Below are 21,071 nucleotides of genomic sequence, written 5' to 3' on the forward strand. Positions count from 1 at the left end.
AATATTGAATTAGAGTGTTTATACTATTAGTAGGATAGTATACTTAAAATGAAAGAAATATGTAATAACTGTTGATATATATAACCTAAGTATTTTATACTTAATATATAATAATATAGTAAGAGGTATACAATGAAATTAAAGGATAGTTTTATAAGAAGTGTTTTAGATGTAGCAGGGAATGAAAATGTAAAAATAGATGAACTAATGAAGAATCATACTTCTTTTAAGGTAGGTGGACCAGCTGACCTATTAGTTTACCCTTCTAATTATGAAATGGTAAAAGACTTAATTAACATATGCAAGGAAAATAAGGTGGATTATTTCATATTAGGAAATGGATCTAATCTCATAATAAGAGATGGAGGAATAAGAGGAGTAGTCATAAAACTAGGACACATAAATAAAATAGTAGTAGATGAAAATTTAATATCTGCACAATGTGGAGCTAAGTTATATTCAGTTGCAGATCAGGCTTTAAAGAATAGTTTATCAGGGCTAGAATTTGCGTCTGGGATACCAGGATCTATTGGAGGTGCTACTGCAATGAATGCAGGTGCCTATGACGGAGAAATGGCAAAAGTAATTGAAAGTTCATTAGTAATTGATAATGAAGGGACCATTAGAGAATTAAATAAAGAAGAACTAGAATTTGGATATAGGAATAGTGCAATTTTAAAGTATGGATATATAGTTCTGGAAACAAGAATGAGATTGTCTCATGGAGATAAAGCTTTGATCAAAGAAAGAATGGATGATCTAGCAGAAAGAAGAAAAAGTAAGCAACCCTTAGAATATGCATCAGCAGGAAGTACATTTAAAAGACCCGAGGGATATTTTGCAGGTAAGCTTATTCAAGATTCAGGATTAAAGGGTACTAGCGTTGGGGACGCACAGGTATCTGAAAAACATTCAGGATTTATCATAAATAGAGGCAATGCAACGTCAAAGGATATTTTAGATCTTATTGAAGTTGTAAAAGCTAAAGTTTATGAAAAATTTAAGGTTGAATTACACACTGAAGTTAGAGTTATAGGTGAAGATAATTTAACCTAATATAAAAAATAGGGAGATGGGGATATGATTTCAAAAAAAATGGTGGATTATGTTAATGGTAGTTCATTAATCAGAGCTATGTTTGAAGAAGGTAAAAGACTTGCATCAATTTATGGTGCAGAAAATGTTTATGATTTCAGTTTAGGAAATCCAAATCTTGAACCGCCATGCACTGTAAAGGAGGCAATTGTAGATATTTTAAATAATGAACCTAATACTATGGTTCATGGTTACATGAGCAACTCAGGATATGAGGATGTTAGAGAAACTATTGCCAACTCAATTAACAAAAAATTTGATACAAGTTTTACAGAAAAGAATATAGTTATGACTGTAGGTGCAGCAGGTGGTTTAAACGTGATTTTTAAAACTCTCTTAAACCCAGAAGATGAAGTAGTAGTATTTGCACCATATTTTGGTGAATATAGAAGTTATGCAGCTAACTATGATGGAAAGCTTGTAGTAGTATCACCAAACACTACAGATTTTCAACCTAATTTAGATGAGTTTAAAAGTAAAATTACGGATAAGACTAAAGCTGTTATAATTAACTCTCCAAACAATCCTACAGGCGTTGTTTATTCAGAAGAGACTATTATAAAACTTACTAATATCTTAAAAGAGAAACAAAAGGAATTAGGAACTGACATATATCTAATATCAGATGAGCCTTATAGAGAGCTTGTATACGATAACATTCAAGTGCCATATTTAACAAAGTATTATGATAATACAATTGTTGGATATTCCTATAGTAAATCTCTTTCATTACCAGGAGAAAGAATTGGATATTTAGTTATACCAAATGAAGTATCCGATTTTGAAAATGTTGTATCTGCTGCTAATGTAGCTACTCGTATTTTAGGATATGTAAATGCGCCATCACTTTTCCAAAGAGTGATAGCTAGATGTTTAGATGATAAAGTTAATATTGATTTTTATAATAAAAATCGAGAACTACTTTATAGTGAACTTACTTCTTATGGATATAATTGTATAAAACCAGAAGGTGCTTTCTATTTATTTGTTAAATCACCTATAGAGAACGATATTGAATTCTGTAATATGGCAAAAAAATATAATATTTTAATAGTTCCTGGAACTTCTTTTGCTTGTCCAGGATATATTAGAATTGCTTATTGTGTAGCTTATAGTACTATAGAAAATGCCTTACCTGGATTTAAATCATTAATTGAGTCTATAAAATAAATAAATATAAAAATAATATTGTTAATTTTAAAAATTTTATGTGAAAGATATAGGATAAATAAATATTTATCCTATATCTTTTTTAGTAATATAAATTACTATATGATATAATTAATGTGTATAATATATAGATATTAGTGTTAATTTTTATTAAAAATATTAATTTAAAAGAAGTATAATTTTAAATTAAAATAAGATTAAATTTAAAAGTTTTACTGGAATTAAATATGCAAAAGAGGTGTGATAGAATGAAATTTTTGATAGTTACAGGTATGTCAGGAGCAGGTAAGACACAAGCAATAAGATCACTTGAGGATTTAGGGTTTTACTGTGTAGATAATTTACCACCAACCCTTATAATAAAATTTGCTGAAGTATGTTTTAAAACTGAAGGTAAAATAGATAAAATTGCCATAGTAGTAGATATTAGAGGGAGAACATTTTTTGATGACTTATTAGGTAGTTTGTCCACTCTTGATAAAGAAGGTTATCTATATGAAGTATTATACCTTGAAGCTACAGATGAAACCTTAGTTAAAAGATATAAAGAATCAAGAAGAAAACATCCTCTTGCACCAGATGGAAGGATTATTAATGGTATAAGTATAGAAAAGAAAAAACTAAAAGGAATAAGGGAAAGGGCTAGTAAAATAATAAACACATCAAAACTAACTAATAAAGAGCTAAATGAAGAAATAACTATGGCCTATGGAGATGAAGGTCAAATTGAAAGTCCTTTACTTATTAATGTAATATCCTTTGGATTTAAATATGGAATACCTTTAGATGCGGATTTAGTTATGGATGTAAGATTTATTCCTAATCCATATTATATTGCTGATCTAAAGCCTTTTAGCGGCCTAGATAAGCCGGTAAAAGATTATGTATTATCTAAAGTTGAAACACAGCAATTTGTAGAAAAATTTATAGATATGCTTAAATTTTTAATCCCTAATTATAAAATAGAAGGAAAAAGACAATTGATTGTTGCTATTGGTTGTACAGGAGGTAGACATCGTTCTGTAGCTATTGCAAATAAAGTATATGAGACTTTAAATCATAATGGTAATAGTGTAACTATAGATCATAGAGATATAAATGAGGATGTAAGTAGAGGAGCTGGAAAGCGATGAAGCTTAAGGACGGGTTAATGCCTGGTGTGGGAATTAAGAGGTGGATATGCCAAATTATTTTAGGTGTATTTTTAATTTCCTACTCTATAATTGAGCTTATAAGAAGATGGGGTGAAGGTATTTCTATTAAAATATTTTTAGTAGCAATACTAGTTTTAGGGTGTGTATTGACCTATATAAGTTTAGAGAAGTATACTAAAAAAGTAATAGATATAATAAAGTTTGAAGCCTTGAATTTTTCTATGGGAAAGAAAAATTTTGACGATGATTTTTTTAAAAATAGTATATTAGTAAAGGGTCCTAAGGTGGTAGTTATTGGAGGTGGAACAGGGCTCTCCAATATGCTTAGTGGACTAAAAAGATATACCACTAATATAACCGCAGTAGTTACAGTGGCTGATGATGGAGGTGGTTCTGGAGTACTGAGGCAAGATTTAGGAATGTTACCACCAGGAGATATTCGTAACTGCATAATAGCTTTAGCAGATACTGAACCTTTGATGGAACAGCTCTTTAGGTATAGATTTAAGGATGGTTCTTTAGAAAATCAAAGTTTTGGTAATTTATTCTTAGCTGCTATGAATGGGATTTCCGATAATTTTTTAGAGGCAATTAAAAAAACTAGTGAGGTTTTAGCAGTAACAGGAAAAGTACTGCCTGTTACTCTAGAAAATGTGCAATTATATGCAAAACTAAAAAATGGAGACATAATAAAAGGAGAATCCTCAATACCTACTGAGAGCTTAAATAGAAAATCACCTATAGATAGAGTATTTATAGAGCCTAAACATGCTAAGGGGGTTCAAGAGGCCGTTGATGCTATAAGAGATGCTGATGCAGTTATATTAGGTCCAGGAAGTGTGTATACTAGTATAATCCCTAATCTAATGGTAGGTGATATAAGAGAGGCTGTAAAGGCCACTAAAGCATTAAAGATTTATGTATCAAATATAATGACTCAACCAGGTGAGAGTGATAACTTTAGTGTTCAAGATCATATAAGAGCTATAATGAAACATTGCCAAGGTATGCCTATTGATTATGCTATTGTAAATAAAGGACTCTCAAAGGAAGAAGAAAATATAAAAGAAAGATACTTACAAAAAGGCTCAACCTTTGTTCAACTTGACCATGGTGACAAAGATAAGCTAAATGTAAAATATATAGAATTTGATATGATAAAGATTAAAAAAGAACTCATAAGACATGATGAGGATAAACTTGCTAAAATACTTATAGAAACTATATTAAAGAAAAAAATGATTAATGATGAGAAAAGAATTTTTGAATATATATATTTATCACAGAGATTAAGAAGAGAAAAAAAGGATAGGGAGTAGAGAAATGTCATTTTCACTAAAGGTAAAAAATGAAGTATGTAGAAATAGTGAATTATCTAAAGATGAAATAGCTGCCCAATTATCAGCTATAATGAAGTCAAGTGGAACATTGGGTTTTGGATTTAACAGATCTATTACTTTTAAGATAGTAACTGAAAATCCAGCTATAGCAAGATGGATTTTTAAGAATTTAAAAGATTTCTATGATATTCACACTAAATTATTAGTAAAGAAAAGCAATTCGTTAAAGAAAAATAATATATATATGGTTTTAATACCAGAAGAAGTAGATGTAAAGGGACTCCTTCAAGAATTGGGAATAATAGAAAAGGATGGCTTATTTAATATACACTACGGAGTACCTAGTGAAGTTATAAAAAATGAAAATTGTAAGAGAGCATATATAAAGGGAGCTTTTTTAGGGGGAGGAAGTATTAGTAACCCAGAGAAAACTTACCATCTAGAGTTTGTAACTCATGATCAAGATTATGCCAATGAACTTAGTGATCTTATTAACAGTTATAAGCTTAATTCTAAAGTAATACAAAGGAAAAATAGTTTTGTAATATATTTAAAAGAGGGAGAGCAAATAGTAGATCTTTTGAATATAATAGGTGCACATAATGCATTATTAGAGCTTGAAAATATAAGAATCATGAAGGAAATGAGAAATAATGTAAATAGAATTGTTAACTGTGAAACTGCAAATCTTAGTAAAACTGTTAATGCAGCTGTAAGACAGGTGGAAAGTATAAAGCTTATTGAAAGTGAAATTGGACTTGATAGGCTACCTAAAAATTTAAAGGAAGTAGCTAAATTGAGGCTTGCCTTCCCAGATGAATCATTAAAGGAGTTAGGAGCTATGTTAAATCCGCCTGTAGGAAAATCAGGAGTAAATCATCGTCTTAGAAGAATTGAAAAAATAGCTGATGAGCTTAGGAAAGAGGGTAGATAGGCATGTCAAAACATGAAGAAATAATTAAATATATTCTATCCTTAGATATAAATACTAAGATATCTGTTAGAGGAATTAGTAGTAAATTAGGTGTCAGTGAAGGAACGGCATATAGAGCAATAAAAGAGTGTGAATCTATAGGAATTGTCAATACAATTCCTAGGGTTGGTACAGTAAGAGTAGAAAAGTTAGAAAAAAAGAATATTGACAAGATATCCTTTAGGGAAATTGTAAACATGGTAGATGGAACCTTAATTGGTGGTAAGGGTGGAGAGAATAATTTTCTTGAAAGATTTATAATAGGAGCCATGGAAGTTGAAACCATTAAGAGATACATAAGCCCAGGTTCGTTACTTATAGTAGGAAATAGAGAAAAAGCTCAAAGACTAGCTCTTGAAAATCAATGTGCTGTGCTTATCACTGGGGGCTTTCAATGTAGTGATGAAATAAAGACTCTAGCAGATAAAACAAATTTGCCTGTAATATCCTGTACCTATGATACCTTTACTGTTGCAAGCATGATAAATAAGGCTATATATGAAAATAATGTTAAGAAGGAAATTGTATTAGTAGAAGATGTTATGGATAAAAATCCAGAATACTTAAATGTATGGGACAAGATTAAAGCATTAAAAGAATTATCAGAGAAAACTAGGCATGAAAGATTTCCAGTTTTAGATGAGGAATCTAGAGTTATAGGTCTTGTAAGTATAACTCAAATAAATAATCATGATGACAATGAGATCGTAAATACCATTATGACAAAGAATCCTATTGTGTTAAACCCTACAAGCACAGTTGCCTATGCAGCACATATCATGGCTTGGGATGGAATTCAAATATGCCCAGTGGTATATAAAAAGAAATTAATAGGTATAATTTCCAGAGGAGATGTAATAAAGGCATTACAAATAGTTACAAGACAGCCTCATGTAGGTCATACTATGGATGATTTAATTTTAAAGAATTTTGAATTTGAGTCTAGTAAGAATAAGATGCATTTCTGGGGAGAAATTGTGCCTGAAATGCTTGACTCTATAGGTACTGCATCATGGAATGCATTAAATATGCTTTTATCAACTATGGGAACTATGGTATTAAGACAAAATGGTATTACAAATGTAGCTATAGATAGTTTCACATCTTATTTTACTAAGCCAGTTCAAATGGGTAGGATAATTGATGTATATTCTGAAGTAATAGATAGAGGAAGATATTATTCAAAGGTAGAAGTAACAATGTATAATCAAAATAAAGAGATTATGGCGAAGGCTATGCTATCAGCCAAGGTACTAAAAAATAATTAAATAAAATAGGTTAATGTATAGGGGGTAAAAAGTTGTTTACACATGTGGTTTTATTTAAATTAAAAGAAAATACAAGTGAAAACGTAAAGTTTGTAGCAAATACTCTTAAAGCTATGGAAGGAAAAATACCTGAGCTTAAGGAGATAGAAGTAGGAATAGATGAGCTTCATACGGATAGATCTTTTGATGTATGTCTTATAACTAGATTTGATTCTGTAGATGACATGAATGAATATCAGATACATCCATATCATGTTAATGAAGTTTTAGGTAAAATTAAGCCCTATATTGAGGTTTCCAAAGTGGCTGACTATATTAAATAAAGTGTTATTTTAAAGATAAAAAGAACTCTGTTTATCATGGAATGTCTCAAAATCATTAATTTTTAGTTCAGTTTTATAGATAAATTACTGGGACTAAAAAGATTAATTATATAAGACATTCCATTTTTGAGAATGTTACAAAACATATGTGTGTATAATTACTTAATAGTTGATAATTTTAAGTAAAAAGAGGTGTTTTAATGAAGGGGAAGATTAGAAACATTATAAGTATACTTTTAATTTTAGTGGGGATTGGATTATTACTGTTTGCTGTTAGAGGAAAGTGGGAAACAAAAAAAGTTCAAGATCAGCTTTATGACAAATTTGTATCAGAAGAAAAGCAAGAAGTTAATCATGAAAAAAATAAGAATAGTAAGGAAGAAAAACTTCCTTATATAGATATGGTAAATCCAATTGCAGTTTTAGAAATACCAAAAATAAATTTGAAAGTAGTAGTAGCAGAAGGTACTGAGGATGAAATAATAAAATATGCAGTAGGACATTTTAAGGATACTGCTATGCCAGGGGATATGGGTAACTTTGCACTAGCAGGACATAGAAACTATGATACAGGAGAATTTTTTCTAAGACTAAACAAATTAGAAGTTAATGATGATATAATAGTATCTACTCATGATAAGACCTTTACCTATAAAGTTACAGAGAGCTTTACAGTTGCTCCAGAAGACACCTATGTTTTAGATAAAAGTGAGGATGCAACAATAACCCTTGTAACATGTACTTATGATGGTAAGGACAGATTAATAGTAAGAGGTAAGTTAGAAAGATAATATAAAATAAGTATTTTAAAAGAATTTAGTTTTGTTACCAAGGATGCAGGGGGTGAAAATATGAAGGATTTTGTACATCTGCATGTGCATACAGAGTATAGTCTCTTAGATGGTTCAGGTAAAATATCTAAACTTATTAAAAGAACTAAGGAATTAGGTATGAAAGCTATTGCTATTACTGATCATGGAACTATGTACGGTGCAGTAGATTTTTATAAAGAAGCTATAGAAAATGGGATAAAACCTATAATTGGATGTGAAATATATGTGGCAGGAAAATCAATGTACATTAAAGAACCTCAAAAAGACAATGATACCTATCACTTAGTTTTGTTAGTTAAAAATCAGGTAGGTTATGAAAATCTAATGAAAATAGTATCTACTGCTTCTATAGATGGGTTTTATTATAAACCAAGAGTAGACTATGAATTTTTAAAGGAAAATTGTGAAGGATTAATTGCTACTAGTGCTTGCTTAGGTGGTGAGGTTCAAAAAAATTTACTTAGAGATAATAAAGAAAAGGCCAAGGAAGTTGCTTTAAAGTATAAGGAAATATTTAAAGATGATTTTTATTTAGAATTACAATACCATGGAATTTCCCAGCAGTTACAAGTGAATGAAATGTTATTAGAGTTGTCTAAGGAATGTGATATTCCATTAGTATGTACTAATGATACTCACTATATAAATGAAGAAGATAGTAAATCACACGATGTATTACTTTGTATTCAAACAGGCAAGACCGTAGAAGATAAAACTAGGATGAGATATCCTTCAAATCAATTTTATCTTAAGTCACCTGAAGAAATGTATGAGACTTTTTCTTATATACCAGAGGCTATGGAAAATACACTAAAGATAGCAGAAAAGTGTGATTTCGATTATAAATTTCATGAATCTAAGTTACCTAAATTCCCTTTGCCTGAGGGGGTAGATCCCTTTGAATATCTTAGAGAAAATTGCTATAAGGGACTTATTGAAAGATATGAAGTATTCTCAGCTTTAAATGGAGTATTGGATGAAGAAAAAGTAAATAAAATAAGAGAAGAAAATGAAGAAGGAAAACTTCTGTGCGATAGATTAGATTATGAGTTAGGAATAATCAAGAAAATGGGATATGTTGATTATTTTCTAATTGTTTGGGATTTTATAAAATATGCCAATGAAAATGGGATTCCTACAGGACCGGGAAGAGGTTCAGCAGCAGGAGCTATAGTTGCTTATACCTTGGGAATAACCAAAATAGATCCAATAAAGTATGCTTTAATTTTTGAGAGATTTCTTAATCCAGAAAGGGTAAGTATGCCTGATATTGACTCAGACTTTTGCTATGAAGGACGTCAAAGGGTAATTGATTATGTAGTTGATAAGTATGGAGAAAATAATGTATCACAGATAATTACCTTTGGAACCATGGCACCAAGGGCATGTATCAGGGATGTAGGAAGAGCAATGAATTATTCCTATGCTGAAGTAGATAAAATTGCAAAGATGATCCCTTCAGTATTAAATATAACTATAGACAAAGCACTGGAAATGAATAGTGAGTTACAAGAGCTTTATGATGTAGATGAGAGAGTACGTGAACTTATAGATGTAGCTAGAGATTTAGAAGGTTTACCAAGACACTCCTCTACCCATGCTGCTGGAGTAGTTATAGCATCTCACCCTTTGGTAGAATATGTTCCATTACAAAAGAATGAAGGTATGATAGTAACTCAGTTTACCATGGGTACATTAGAGGAATTAGGACTTTTGAAGATGGATTTCTTAGGGTTAAGAACCCTTACAGTAATGGATGAAGCTATTAAGAATATATGGGAAAATAAAGGTATAAAAATAGATATAGACCATATAGATTTTGAAGATTCAAAAGTTTATCAAATGGTTGGCGAAGGAAAAACAGTAGGAGTATTCCAGTTAGAATCTGCAGGAATGACTTCTTTTATGAGAGATTTAAAACCAGACTGTCTTGAAGATATCATAGCAGGAATAAGTCTTTATAGACCAGGCCCAATGGCAGAAATTCCAAAATACATTGAAGGAAAAAGAAATCCAGACAAAGTAGAGTATGTAACTCCACAATTAGAAGGTATACTGGATGTGACATATGGGGTAATGGTGTATCAGGAACAAGTAATGCAAATAGTTAGAGATCTTGGAGGATATTCCCTAGGCAGAAGTGACCTTGTGAGACGTGCCATGTCTAAGAAGAAACATAAGGTCATGGAAGAAGAGAGAAAAAACTTTGTTCATGGAATAGTAGATGAAGAGGGGAAGATTGTAGTACCTGGATGTATTCGAAATGGAATTACAGAAGAAGCAGCTAATAAGATATTTGATCAGATGATGGATTTTGCATCCTATGCTTTTAATAAAAGTCACGCTGCAGCTTATGCAGTAGTTGGATATCAAACAGCATATTTAATGTATTATTACCCAGCAGAATTTATAGCTGCCATGCTTAATAGTATAATGGGAAACAATGAAAAGGTAGCATACTACATTAGGTTTGCAGAAGAAATAGGAATAAAAGTACTTCCACCAGATATAAATGAAAGCTTTAGTAAGTTTACAGTACAAGGGAACACTATAAGATTTGGTCTTTCAGCTATAAAAAATGTTGGAGTAAATGTTATAGAATCAATAGTGGAAAGACGTAAGGAAAAAGGGAAATTTAAGAGCTTTAGCGATTTTTGTAACAAGATTGATTCTGGAGCAGTAAATAAGAGAGCTGTAGAGAGTCTTATAAAAGTTGGAGCCTTTGATAGTTTAGGAGTATACAGATCTAAATTAATAGCTGTATTTGAAAAAATATTAGATGGAATAAACAATGAAAGAAAGAGAAATGTCCCAGGACAAATCAGTCTATTTCAAGGAGCTGAGGATGAAGATAGTGCTTTTAAGATAGTTTATCCAGAAATTCAGGAATTTAATAAAAAGTATTTATTAGCTATGGAAAAAGAAATGACAGGAATATATTTATCAGGTCATCCACTAGATGATTATGAGAAGACTTTAAAACATGTAACCACTCACAAGATATCAGACTTAGTTTTAGCAGATACCTTAGAAGATGGAAGTGCAGGTGTAGAAGGACTTATTAGCGAGAGAGTTTCAAAGGTAAAGGATAAACAAAAAGTAATTTTAGGGGGGCTTTTAACATCCGTTTCTAAAAAAATTACAAGAAATAATCAGGCTATGGCATTTGCCACCTTAGAGGATTTATTTGGAACAATAGAACTAGTCATATTTCCAAAGACATTTTCAGCTTGTAGAGAATTTGTTGAGGAGGATGAAATAATCACTGTGGAAGGACGTATAGCCCTGGAAGAAGAAGAGCAACCTAAAATATTATGTGAAAAAATATCGCCATTAGTTAAAGTGAGTGCAGATAAGATATATATAAGGGTTGAAGATGATAGCAAGCTAAATAGTGCAATGAAGCTTATAAGAGACAATTTTATGGGGGAATTCGGTTCAGCACCAACCTACTTATTTGCTGCTAATACGAAGAAAAAGTATCTTATAAATAAAAATAGTTGGCTTAATAATGATTATGAAACTACATCTAAATTGAGAGAAATCTTTGGGGATGATAATATTAAAGTTTTAGAAGAATAAGGCTAATAATATAAGTTTTTTTGAAAATTCTTGACATTGTATATTGAGTATATTAAAATATACTCAATAAAACTATGAAGAGAAGAGTAATCAAACTCAATTTTTTTACAGAGAGCTTTAGATGGTGAGAGAAAGCAAAAAACAGTTTGGTGAAAAAAGCCTCGGAGTTGTACACAGGATCTTTACTTCACTAGAGTTTATCTTAAAGTGAGGTTGCTTCTTAAAAAAGAAAGAAGTTTCCTTTAGGAAGAGAGATGGTGTAACGGGTGCTCCCGTTATAGAGCTAGGGTATAAGCTTAATATATTTTATTGTAAAGCCGTACTTGAAAAGGTTAATATGGTGACATATTAATAAACTGGGGTGGTACCACGAAGTTGAACTTACCAAACTCTCGTCCCCAAGACTAATGTCTTGGAGGTGAGAGTTTTTATTTTGCAAAAAAATTATTAATGGACGAAAGTAACGTAACTGAGTCTACTAGAAAATACTATAATGAGGTGTTATTTAGCTTCATAAAAGTTATGAGAAATTAAAAAGCAAAATTGAAAGGTGGTACTATTATATATGTACAATGATTATGTAGAATTAAATAACTTACAAGAAATAATGCAAGATGCCAATGAATTTAACGTAGAGAGAATAAAAAAATTAAATGAACTTTTAAGCAGAGGAATCAATCCTTATCCCTATACTTTTGAACCAAACACTACTTCAATCTATATAACAAAAAACTTTGATAAAATAGATAGTGAAGAGAGATTTATTTTATCAGGAAGAATAATGCTTTTAAGAAGAATGGGTAAAGTAACATTTTTAAATTTAAGGGATCAGAATGGAAATATTCAAGTGTATATAAGTAAAAATGATCTTGGTGAAGATGCCTATGGAGTTATTAAACTTCTTGATGTAGGAGACATAATTGGTGTAGACGGATTCGCATTTAAAACAAAAACGGAGGAAATAACTATTAAAGCTCTAAATGTTACCGTGCTTTCAAAATCCATAAGACCTCTTCCAGAAAAATATCACGGAATTCAAGATATGGACTTAAGACAAAGACATAGATCCCTAGATATGATAATGAATGAAGATGTAAGAGATAGATTTGTAAATAGAGCTAAGGCGATGTATGCCATAAGAGAGTTTATGAATTCTAAAGGGTTTATGGAAATGGAAACCCCTATTTTAGATACAAAATATGGCGGAGGAGAAGCTAAACCATTTATAACTAATGTAAATGCATTAGACTGCGAAGTATTTATGAATGTATCTCCAGAGTTATACTTAAAGAGATTAATGGTTGGAGGCATTGATAGAGTTTTTAGTATGGGACGTTCCTTTAGAAATGAAGGAATAGATAGAACTCACTATCCAGAATTTACATTGTTTGAATGTTACATGGCTTATGCTGACTACAATGATATGATGAGAATTATGGAAGATTTATATGAGCATGTATTTACTAAAATTAAAGGAACAACTAAAGCTGTATATGACGGTGTTGAAATTGATTTTAAAGCCCCTTGGAAGAGAGAAACTATGTGCAATCTAGTTCTTAAAGATACAGGAATAGATGTGGAAAGGTTAACTAAGGAAGAAATAGTACCTCTAATTATAGAAAAAGGATTATTAGAAGAGGAGCAAAGGGAAGGGTTTAATATTGAAGAAACAAATAAAGGAGACTTAATACTTATACTATTTGAGGCTTATTGCGAGGATAAATTAATAGAGCCAACCTTTGTAATAGATTTTCCATTAGATTCGTCTCCACTATGTAAAGTTCATAGAGAAAATCCAGAGTTAATAGAAAGATTTGAACCTTATGCCTTTGGAGTAGAACTTGGAAATGCATATTCAGAACTTAATAATCCATTAAGACAAAGAATTTTACTTCATGAGCAAGCAGCAAAATTAAGAGCAGGACTTGAAACTGCTAGCCCAATGGATGAAGAATTTGCAGTAGCTATAGATGTAGCTATGCCACCAGCAGGAGGTCTTGGAATAGGAATAGATAGAATGATGATGTTTTTAACAAACTCATCATCTATAAGAGATGTAATTGCTTTTCCATTAGTAAAAAGATAATTAAAAGATAATATGAGAAGAGTTAGTTCAAATTTTACTTAGATTTAACCTTAATTTGCATGAAGATAAAAAAATTTATTAATATTAGATTGCAAATTGAATTGTTGATAAAACTTAGTTTAATTATAGAGGTAGCTCTTCTTAATTTTGCATGTGAATTTTAATAAAATTTATTAATTATAAAGGATAAAATGGGGAAGAATAAATTATAAGAGACTTTATTAAAAGTTGACAACATTTACAATGGGAAATTTATCGTTATTCATTTAAATGCATTTAATAAGAGGTTGCAATGAGTAACTTTAGACATTAAACTTAAGTTAAGTAAGTAGAGATTTAAATAAATAGCAACCACAATAAAGCTAGGGGGTAATATCATGAAAAGAATTGCAGTATTAACTAGCGGTGGAGATTCACCAGCAATGAATGCAGCAATAAGAGCTGTGGTTAGGATTGGAATTGAAAATGAAGTCCAGGTATTTGGAGTACATAGAGGATTTAATGGGCTTATTAATGGGGAAATATTTGAGATGGATAGACACTCTGTTTCTGATATAATTCAAAGAGGTGGTACTATCCTAAGGACTGCTAGAAGTGAAGAGTTTAGAACACCTGAAGGGAGACAGAAGGCACTTAATGTTATTAAAGTCCTTAAAATAGATGGAATTATAATCATTGGTGGAGATGGATCCTTTAGAGGAGCTAAGGAATTAAGTGATTTAGGTATACCAACAGTTGGAATACCAGGTACTATAGATAATGATTTACCTTATACAGATTATACAGTTGGTTTTGATACAGCTTTAAATACAGCTATTGATGCTATAAATAAAATTAGAGATACATCTAGCTCCCATGAAAGAGTGAGTGTAATTGAAGTTATGGGAAGAAACTGTGGAGATTTAGCTTTATTTTCAGGTATTGCTGGTGGCGCGGAACAGGTAATAGTTCCAGAAAAAAAATTCACTATTGAAGATATATGTGAGAATATTTTCAAAGGAAAACGTAATGGTAAGCTTCATAATATTATAATCTTAGCTGAAGGTGTAGGTGGAGCACAGAAATTAGCTAAAAGCATAGAGGAAATAACGGGTATAGAGACTAGGGCAACGGTGCTTGGATATATACAAAGGGGTGGAAGTCCAAGTGCTTTTGATAGAATTTTAGCCTCAAGAATGGGTAGTAAAGCGGTAAAAGTGTTGTTAGAAGGAAAGACAGCAAGACTTATTGGTATAAAGGCAAATAAAATTATAGATATAGATATAAAAGAAGCTTTAGATTTAAAATCATGTTTTAATGAAGAGTTATATAAATTAAGTGTAGATTTGTCGAATTAATGGGTTATAGATATTGTAGAATTACAAATATTTTAATATAATTTTATATAATGGTAAAGTTATCTAGGCAAAAGAATTTAAATATATGAAATATAAAGGAGGATAACTATGAAGAAAACTAAAATTGTTTGTACAATGGGACCTACTACTGATGAAAAGAAAATTATAAAAAAGTTAATTGAAAATGGTATGAATGCTGCCAGATTAAATTTCTCTCATGGAAGTCATGAAGAGCATAAGAGAAGAATAGATATGGTTAAGGAAGCAAGAGCTGAATTAGAAAAGCATATTGCTATATTACTTGATACAAAGGGACCAGAGATTAGAACTGGAAACTTTGAAAATGGAACTGTAGAACTTAAAGAAGGAACAACTTTTATAGTTCATTGTGGAGAGGATATTATAGGAGATGAAACTAAATGTTCTATTACTTATAAAAACCTCTATAAAGATGTAAAACCAGGAAACATACTTTTAATAAATGATGGATTAGTGGCATTAAAAGTATTATCTATAGAAGGCAAAGAAATAAAAACTCATGTTGAAAATACAGGAGTTATAGGAAATCACAAGGGAATGAATGTGCCAGGAGTTAAATTAAATCTTCCAGCATTAACAGAGAAAGATATAGCAGATTTAATGTTTGGTATAGAAAGTGAAGTAGATATAGTAGCTGCATCTTTTATAAGAAAAGGTACAGATGTTCTAGATATAAGACATCTTCTTGATAAGAATGGTGGAGATTATATTCAAGTATTTTCAAAGATTGAAAATAGAGAAGGCGTAGATAATATTGATGAAATTATAAGGTATTCTGATGGAATTATGGTAGCAAGAGGGGATTTAGGAGTGGAAATTCCTACTGAAGAGGTACCAGTAGTTCAGAAGATGATTATACAAAAATGTAATGAAGCTGGAAAGCCCGTAATTACTGCAACTCAAATGTTAGATTCTATGATTAGAAATCCAAGACCTACTAGAGCAGAAGCTTCAGATGTAGCTAATGCCATCTTTGATGGAACTGATGCTATAATGCTAAGTGGAGAGACTGCCAGTGGTAAATATCCAGTAGAAGTTGTAAAAACTATGTCTCAAATAGCTATGAAGGCAGAGGAATATATAAACTACGAGGAAAGTTTTAAGAAAAGAAGAAAGTTACATGTTGCTAATGTGCCTAATGCTATAAGTGTAGCTACATGTACAACAGCAATGGAGTTAAATGCATCAGCAATAATTACAGCGACTCAAAGCGGTCAAACTGCAAGACAAATCTCTAAATATAGACCGGAATGTGAAGTAATAGCTTGTACTCCTTACGAAAGGGTTGCAAGAAGTTTAGCACTAAATTGGGGTGTGTTCCCTGTAATAACTCCAAAATTAAAGGATACAGATGAATTAATAGATAAGACTTCAGAAATTGCATTAGCAGCTAATTATGTAGAGAAGGGTGATCTTGTAGTAATTGTTGCAGGAATACCAATGAACTACATAGGTAGTACAAATATGATGAAGGTTCATATTATAGGAGATGTACTTTTACAAGGTAAAGGAAGTAATTCTGGTACAGCCTTTGGAACAGTAATGCATGTAAATAATTCTAAGAAGTTTTTTAATTCTCTAGATGAAAAGCAAATTATTATAGTAGATAAATTAAGTAGAGATTTTTCAGATGTGCTTAATGAAGTTGGTGGAATAATAGTAGAAAGCGATGAGATGAGTTCTAGTGTATTACTAGAATGTGCATCAAGAAACATTCCTATTATATATAATGCACAAAACGCATCTTCAATTATAAAATCTGGATGTTTTATAACTATGGACTCAAAAGTAGGAATGGTATATAGCGGCAAAGCTAATATAAAGTAGTTTCATCCAAGGAATTATTTAAAAATTAAGATAATTATGGTATTTATGTAAAATTTATAAAAAATATTGAAATTATCTGAAATTTAATGTATAATTAATAATCCAATGGATAAGACTTAAAATATAACATTTTTGGCAACTGATTCATTATTGACACCCGCTAAGGGTGTCTTTAATTTTTTCGAGAGTTTTAAAAGAAATATTCGAGTATATATGTCCTAAATATGATATTGTTTTAGAACAATGGAATCATGATTTAGACCATGTACATTTATTATTTAGAGGTTCACCCAATACAGATATATCAAAATTTATTAATGCGTATAAAAGTGCCAGTAGTAGACTTATAAAAAAGAATTTCCGAAAATAAAAAATCAGTTATGGAAAGAATATTTTTGCAGTAGAAGCTATTGCCTTATAACAACTGGGGGTGCTCCTATAGATATAGTTAAAAAGTATATAGAAAATCAAGGAATGAAATGAGGTGAGGATATGTTAAAAGCTTATAAATATAGGATTTATCCTAATGAAGAACAAAAATTATATTTAGCAAAAACTTTTGGTTGTACTAGATTTATCTATAATAAGATGTTGGCTGATAGAATTAAGTCTTATGAGGAAAACAAAGATTTAGATGTTAAGCAAATTAAGTATCCTACACCTGCACAATATAAAAAAGAGTTTGAGTGGCTTAAAGAGGTTGATAGTTTAGCACTAGCTAATGCACAACTAAATTTAGATAAAGCATATAAGAATTTCTTTAGAGATAAATCAGTTGGATTTCCTAAGTTCAAAAAGAAAACCAATACTAATAGTTATACGACAAATAATCAAAACGGAACTGTGTCTGTAGAAAATGGATTTGTAAAGATACCTAAATTAAAATCAGTGATAAAAATGAAACAACATAGAGAACTCAAAGGATTAATAAAAAATTGCACTATATCTAAAACACGAAGCGGCAGATATTATATATCAATTTTAGTTGATACAGAAAATTTTATATTGCCTAAAGTAGATAAAAAAATAGGTGTTGATGTTGGACTAAAGGAATTTGCAATATGTTCAGATGGATATAGGGAACCTAATCCAAAACATCTTATAAAATCTGAAAAAAGACTAGCTAAACTTCAAAAAGACTTATCACGCAAGCAAAAAGGTAGTAAAAACAGAAATAAAGCTAGAGTGAAAGTTGCTAAACTACATCAAAGAATAGCAGACCAAAGGGCGGATTTCTTGCATAAGTTATCAATTAAACTAATTAGAGAAAACCAATCTATAGTAATTGAGGACTTAAAAGTAAAGAATATGCAACAAAATCATAAATTAGCTAAAGCTATAAGTGAAGCTAGTTGGTCAGAATTTAGACGAATGTTAGAATATAAAGCTAGTTGGTATGGTAGAAAAATAATTATAGCACCTTCCAATTATGCTAGTAGTCAGCTATGTTCTGAATGTGGATATAAAAATGAAGAAGTAAAAAATCTAGCACTTAGAGAATGGATATGTCCTAATTGTGGAGTACACCATGACAGGGATATAAATGCAAGTAAAAATCTACTGAAATTAGCTATATAATTTTGGTAATAAGCGAGGTTGGTTCGACCTTTTGAGCGTGGGTAAACTTGCTACAGTAGTAGTATTGACCACGAAGCCCCCACTTCAACGAAGTAAGTGGGGTGTAGTTCACTTTAGATATATTAGCATTAAGAAGTAGCTATAATTTTAGGCCTACCCCGTGCATAAAAAAAATATTTTTCCACATAATAGTATTATCTAATAACTTAAGATAATAATTAAGAATAGGAGTGCTATGAATGAGTGGAAATTTAGCATGTAATGCAACTAATTGTACACACAATAATTCTGGAATGTGCACCGCTAACAGTATTCATGTACAAGGAGCAAATGCTCACTCTAGTGAGTATACTCAGTGTGGAAGCTTCACAGAAATGGGAATAAAAAATTCTCTTTCCAATGTATATAATATGAATATTGGAGGAGAAGTAAAACAAAGCTTTAATAATTTCTCTGGAGGTACAGGACCAAGAATAGTATGTGATGCAATAAACTGTAGATATAATATCAATAAGGATTGTGTTGCAAACTTTGTACACATTAATGGTGTAGGTGCAATAAGTAGTAATAGAACAGACTGTGAAACTTTTAAGATTTAATTCACTATAGTAAGGGTAACTTTAGCTAATTTTATTAATAATCTAAAGTTGCCCTTACTTTAATTTTATATTATGACTACTTATTATGGTTAATTGACTAGTTTTCTGATAAAATTAAAATTAATTAGAAGCTAATAAAGGGTGGTTTTATGAAAATACGTAAAGAGATAAGTAAGGTTAAAGTTATAGAAGAAGCTGAAAAAGAAGAGAGAGAAAGAGTGGAAGCTTCATTAGAAAAAGAAAGATTTCTAAAAGAGGATAGGGAAAGTGAAGAAAGAGAAGCAGAGATAGAAAATCTTATTTTAGAATTAAACAATAATCATGCAGATATAGAAATTGCAAAGAATAAGGATTATATAATTAAAATAGAAGGATATGGACATGAAGGAGAAGGGGTAGGTAAAATAAATAACTTTACTGTGTTTGTTAAAGGAGCCATAAAGGGTGAAACAGTAAAGATAAAGCTTATAAAAGTAAGTAAAACCTATGGTATAGGTAAACTATTAGATGTAATTCTCTCATCTAAATATAGGACAGAACCCATATGCCCAATTTATAAGAGATGTGGAGGCTGTAATCTTCAACATATATCCTATGAAGAACAACTTAACTTTAAAACTCAAAGAGTAAAGGATGTTATGGAAAGAGTAGGAAAGATAGAAGGATTAAAGGTACATAATACTATGGGTATGGATTTCCCATATAACTATAGAAATAAGGTTCAGTTACCAGTTGGAAATAATGATGAAAATATAGTAGTAGGATTTTATGCACCAAGATCACATGAAATAATCAATATGGATCACTGTTATATACAAAGTAAAATAGGTGATAAAGTTGTTAAGATTCTTAAGGAATGGATGAAAGAGAATAAAGTAACTCCTTATGATGAAAAAAATCATAGTGGTGTAGTTAGACATATAATGATTAGAGAGGGTTTTCAGACTAAGGAGGTAATGGTTGTAATAGTTACTAATGGAGAAAAGTTACCTAATATAAAACCACTTATAAAATCTCTAAAAGAAGAAATTTTAAATCTTAAATCTATAATACAAAATGTAAATAAGGATAAAACAAATGTGATTTTAGGTAACAAATCTATTACTCTATGGGGAACAGATACAATATCGGATTATATAGGTGAATTTAGATTTAATATATCACCATTATCTTTCTTTCAAGTAAATCCTGTACAAACAGAAATGCTATATAAAAAAGCATTAGAATATGCAAGTCTTACAGGAGACGAGGTTGTATTTGACGCATATTGTGGTACAGGGACTATATCACTGTTCTTATCTAAAAAAGCTAGAATGGTATATGGAATTGAAATAATACCAGAAGCTATAGAAAATGCTAATGAAAACAAAACAATTAATAATGTAAAAAATGTGGAATTTATAGTAGGAAAATCAGAAGAAGAAATTCCGAAACTAATTGAAGGCGGAATATACCCAGATGTAATTATGCTAGACCCTCCAAGAAAGGGTTGTGAGGAATCACTTCTACATGCCATAGCAGAAGTAAAACCTAAAAGGATTGTTTATGTATCATGTGACCCTGCAACCTTAGCAAGGGATTTAAAAGTTCTTGAAGGATTAGGCTATAAAGCTGTAGAGCTGCAACCAGTAGACATGTTCCCTCAAGGACATCATGTTGAGGTCGTAGCAAAACTAATAAAGAAGTAGCATGGCAGAGTTAGCTTTTAATAGTATCCGTGTAAGGCTTTCCCATGATGAGGAATCTGAAGGATGTTAAGATAGTAGAAAGCTACTGCTGAATTTGTTGTTCATTTACAAGGAGAAACGCGACGAAATAAGATGTTTATAATGGTTCATGCAAGGACTCTCCAAGAAGACAAGCGATA

15 protein-coding genes, 1 pseudogene and 1 other annotated feature are annotated in these 21,071 nt (G+C 30.8%); all 16 genes and pseudogenes read left to right on the forward strand.

All coding sequences use genetic code 11. The features are described 5' to 3' along the window. Positions 1-132: 132 nt before the first annotated feature. Positions 133-1,056: a UDP-N-acetylmuramate dehydrogenase gene (gene murB, locus B2P65_RS14985; RefSeq protein ID WP_346873756.1), complete on the forward strand. Its 924-nt coding sequence runs from the start codon at positions 133-135 to the stop codon at positions 1,054-1,056. Between the two features lie 24 nt (positions 1,057-1,080). Further along, positions 1,081-2,265, forward strand: a complete 1,185-nt coding sequence (locus B2P65_RS14990) for a pyridoxal phosphate-dependent aminotransferase (protein WP_346873757.1) — start codon at positions 1,081-1,083, stop codon at positions 2,263-2,265. Positions 2,266-2,513: 248 nt separating this feature from the next. Then, on the forward strand, positions 2,514-3,398 hold the full coding sequence (gene rapZ, locus B2P65_RS14995) for an RNase adapter RapZ (RefSeq protein ID WP_346847672.1): 885 nt from the start codon (positions 2,514-2,516) through the stop codon (positions 3,396-3,398). After that, positions 3,395-4,738, forward strand: a complete 1,344-nt coding sequence (locus B2P65_RS15000) for a gluconeogenesis factor YvcK family protein (protein ID WP_346880428.1) — start codon at positions 3,395-3,397, stop codon at positions 4,736-4,738. Before rapZ ends, B2P65_RS15000 begins: the two co-directional genes overlap by 4 nt. 4 nt (positions 4,739-4,742) lie before the next feature. Further along, on the forward strand, positions 4,743-5,693 hold the full coding sequence (gene whiA / locus B2P65_RS15005) for a DNA-binding protein WhiA (RefSeq protein WP_346847670.1): 951 nt from the start codon (positions 4,743-4,745) through the stop codon (positions 5,691-5,693). 2 nt (positions 5,694-5,695) lie between these two features. Continuing rightward, positions 5,696-7,000: a DRTGG domain-containing protein gene (locus tag B2P65_RS15010; RefSeq protein ID WP_346847669.1), complete on the forward strand. Its 1,305-nt coding sequence runs from the start codon at positions 5,696-5,698 to the stop codon at positions 6,998-7,000. A 32-nt stretch (positions 7,001-7,032) separates the two neighbouring features. Then, positions 7,033-7,323: a Dabb family protein gene (locus tag B2P65_RS15015; RefSeq protein WP_346873758.1), complete on the forward strand. Its 291-nt coding sequence runs from the start codon at positions 7,033-7,035 to the stop codon at positions 7,321-7,323. Between the two features lie 200 nt (positions 7,324-7,523). After that, positions 7,524-8,114, forward strand: coding sequence for a class D sortase (locus tag B2P65_RS15020; protein ID WP_346880429.1), 591 nt, complete (start codon positions 7,524-7,526; stop codon positions 8,112-8,114). 60 nt (positions 8,115-8,174) lie between these two features. Next, positions 8,175-11,738, forward strand: coding sequence for a DNA polymerase III subunit alpha (locus B2P65_RS15025; RefSeq protein ID WP_346880430.1), 3,564 nt, complete (start codon positions 8,175-8,177; stop codon positions 11,736-11,738). A 65-nt stretch (positions 11,739-11,803) separates the two neighbouring features. After that, positions 11,804-12,141: a binding site (T-box leader), on the forward strand. A 162-nt stretch (positions 12,142-12,303) separates the two neighbouring features. Beyond that, on the forward strand, positions 12,304-13,824 hold the full coding sequence (lysS, locus tag B2P65_RS15030; RefSeq protein ID WP_346880431.1) for a lysine--tRNA ligase: 1,521 nt from the start codon (positions 12,304-12,306) through the stop codon (positions 13,822-13,824). A gap of 377 nt (positions 13,825-14,201) precedes the next feature. Further along, positions 14,202-15,161, forward strand: a complete 960-nt coding sequence (gene pfkA, locus B2P65_RS15035; RefSeq protein WP_346880432.1) for a 6-phosphofructokinase — start codon at positions 14,202-14,204, stop codon at positions 15,159-15,161. 108 nt (positions 15,162-15,269) lie between these two features. Further along, positions 15,270-17,027 carry a pyruvate kinase gene (gene pyk, locus B2P65_RS15040; RefSeq protein WP_346880433.1) on the forward strand — a complete coding sequence of 586 codons (1,758 nt, stop codon included), beginning with the start codon at positions 15,270-15,272 and terminating at the stop codon, positions 17,025-17,027. Between the two features lie 193 nt (positions 17,028-17,220). Then, positions 17,221-17,510, forward strand: a pseudogene (gene tnpA, locus B2P65_RS15045) (IS200/IS605 family transposase); the annotation flags it as partial. Between the two features lie 9 nt (positions 17,511-17,519). Beyond that, positions 17,520-18,605: an IS200/IS605 family element RNA-guided endonuclease TnpB gene (tnpB, locus tag B2P65_RS15050; protein WP_346880434.1), complete on the forward strand. Its 1,086-nt coding sequence runs from the start codon at positions 17,520-17,522 to the stop codon at positions 18,603-18,605. A gap of 239 nt (positions 18,606-18,844) precedes the next feature. After that, complete coding sequence (locus B2P65_RS15055; protein WP_035132134.1) at positions 18,845-19,204, forward strand: DUF1540 domain-containing protein; 360 nt, start codon at positions 18,845-18,847, stop codon at positions 19,202-19,204. A 149-nt stretch (positions 19,205-19,353) separates the two neighbouring features. Beyond that, positions 19,354-20,892: a 23S rRNA (uracil(1939)-C(5))-methyltransferase RlmD gene (gene rlmD, locus B2P65_RS15060; protein WP_346880435.1), complete on the forward strand. Its 1,539-nt coding sequence runs from the start codon at positions 19,354-19,356 to the stop codon at positions 20,890-20,892. Positions 20,893-21,071 lie beyond the last annotated feature (179 nt).

It is taken from the genome of Clostridium sp. UBA3061 (assembly GCF_002367465.1).
GTDB lineage: Bacteria > Bacillota > Clostridia > Clostridiales > Clostridiaceae > Clostridium_J > Clostridium_J sulfidigenes.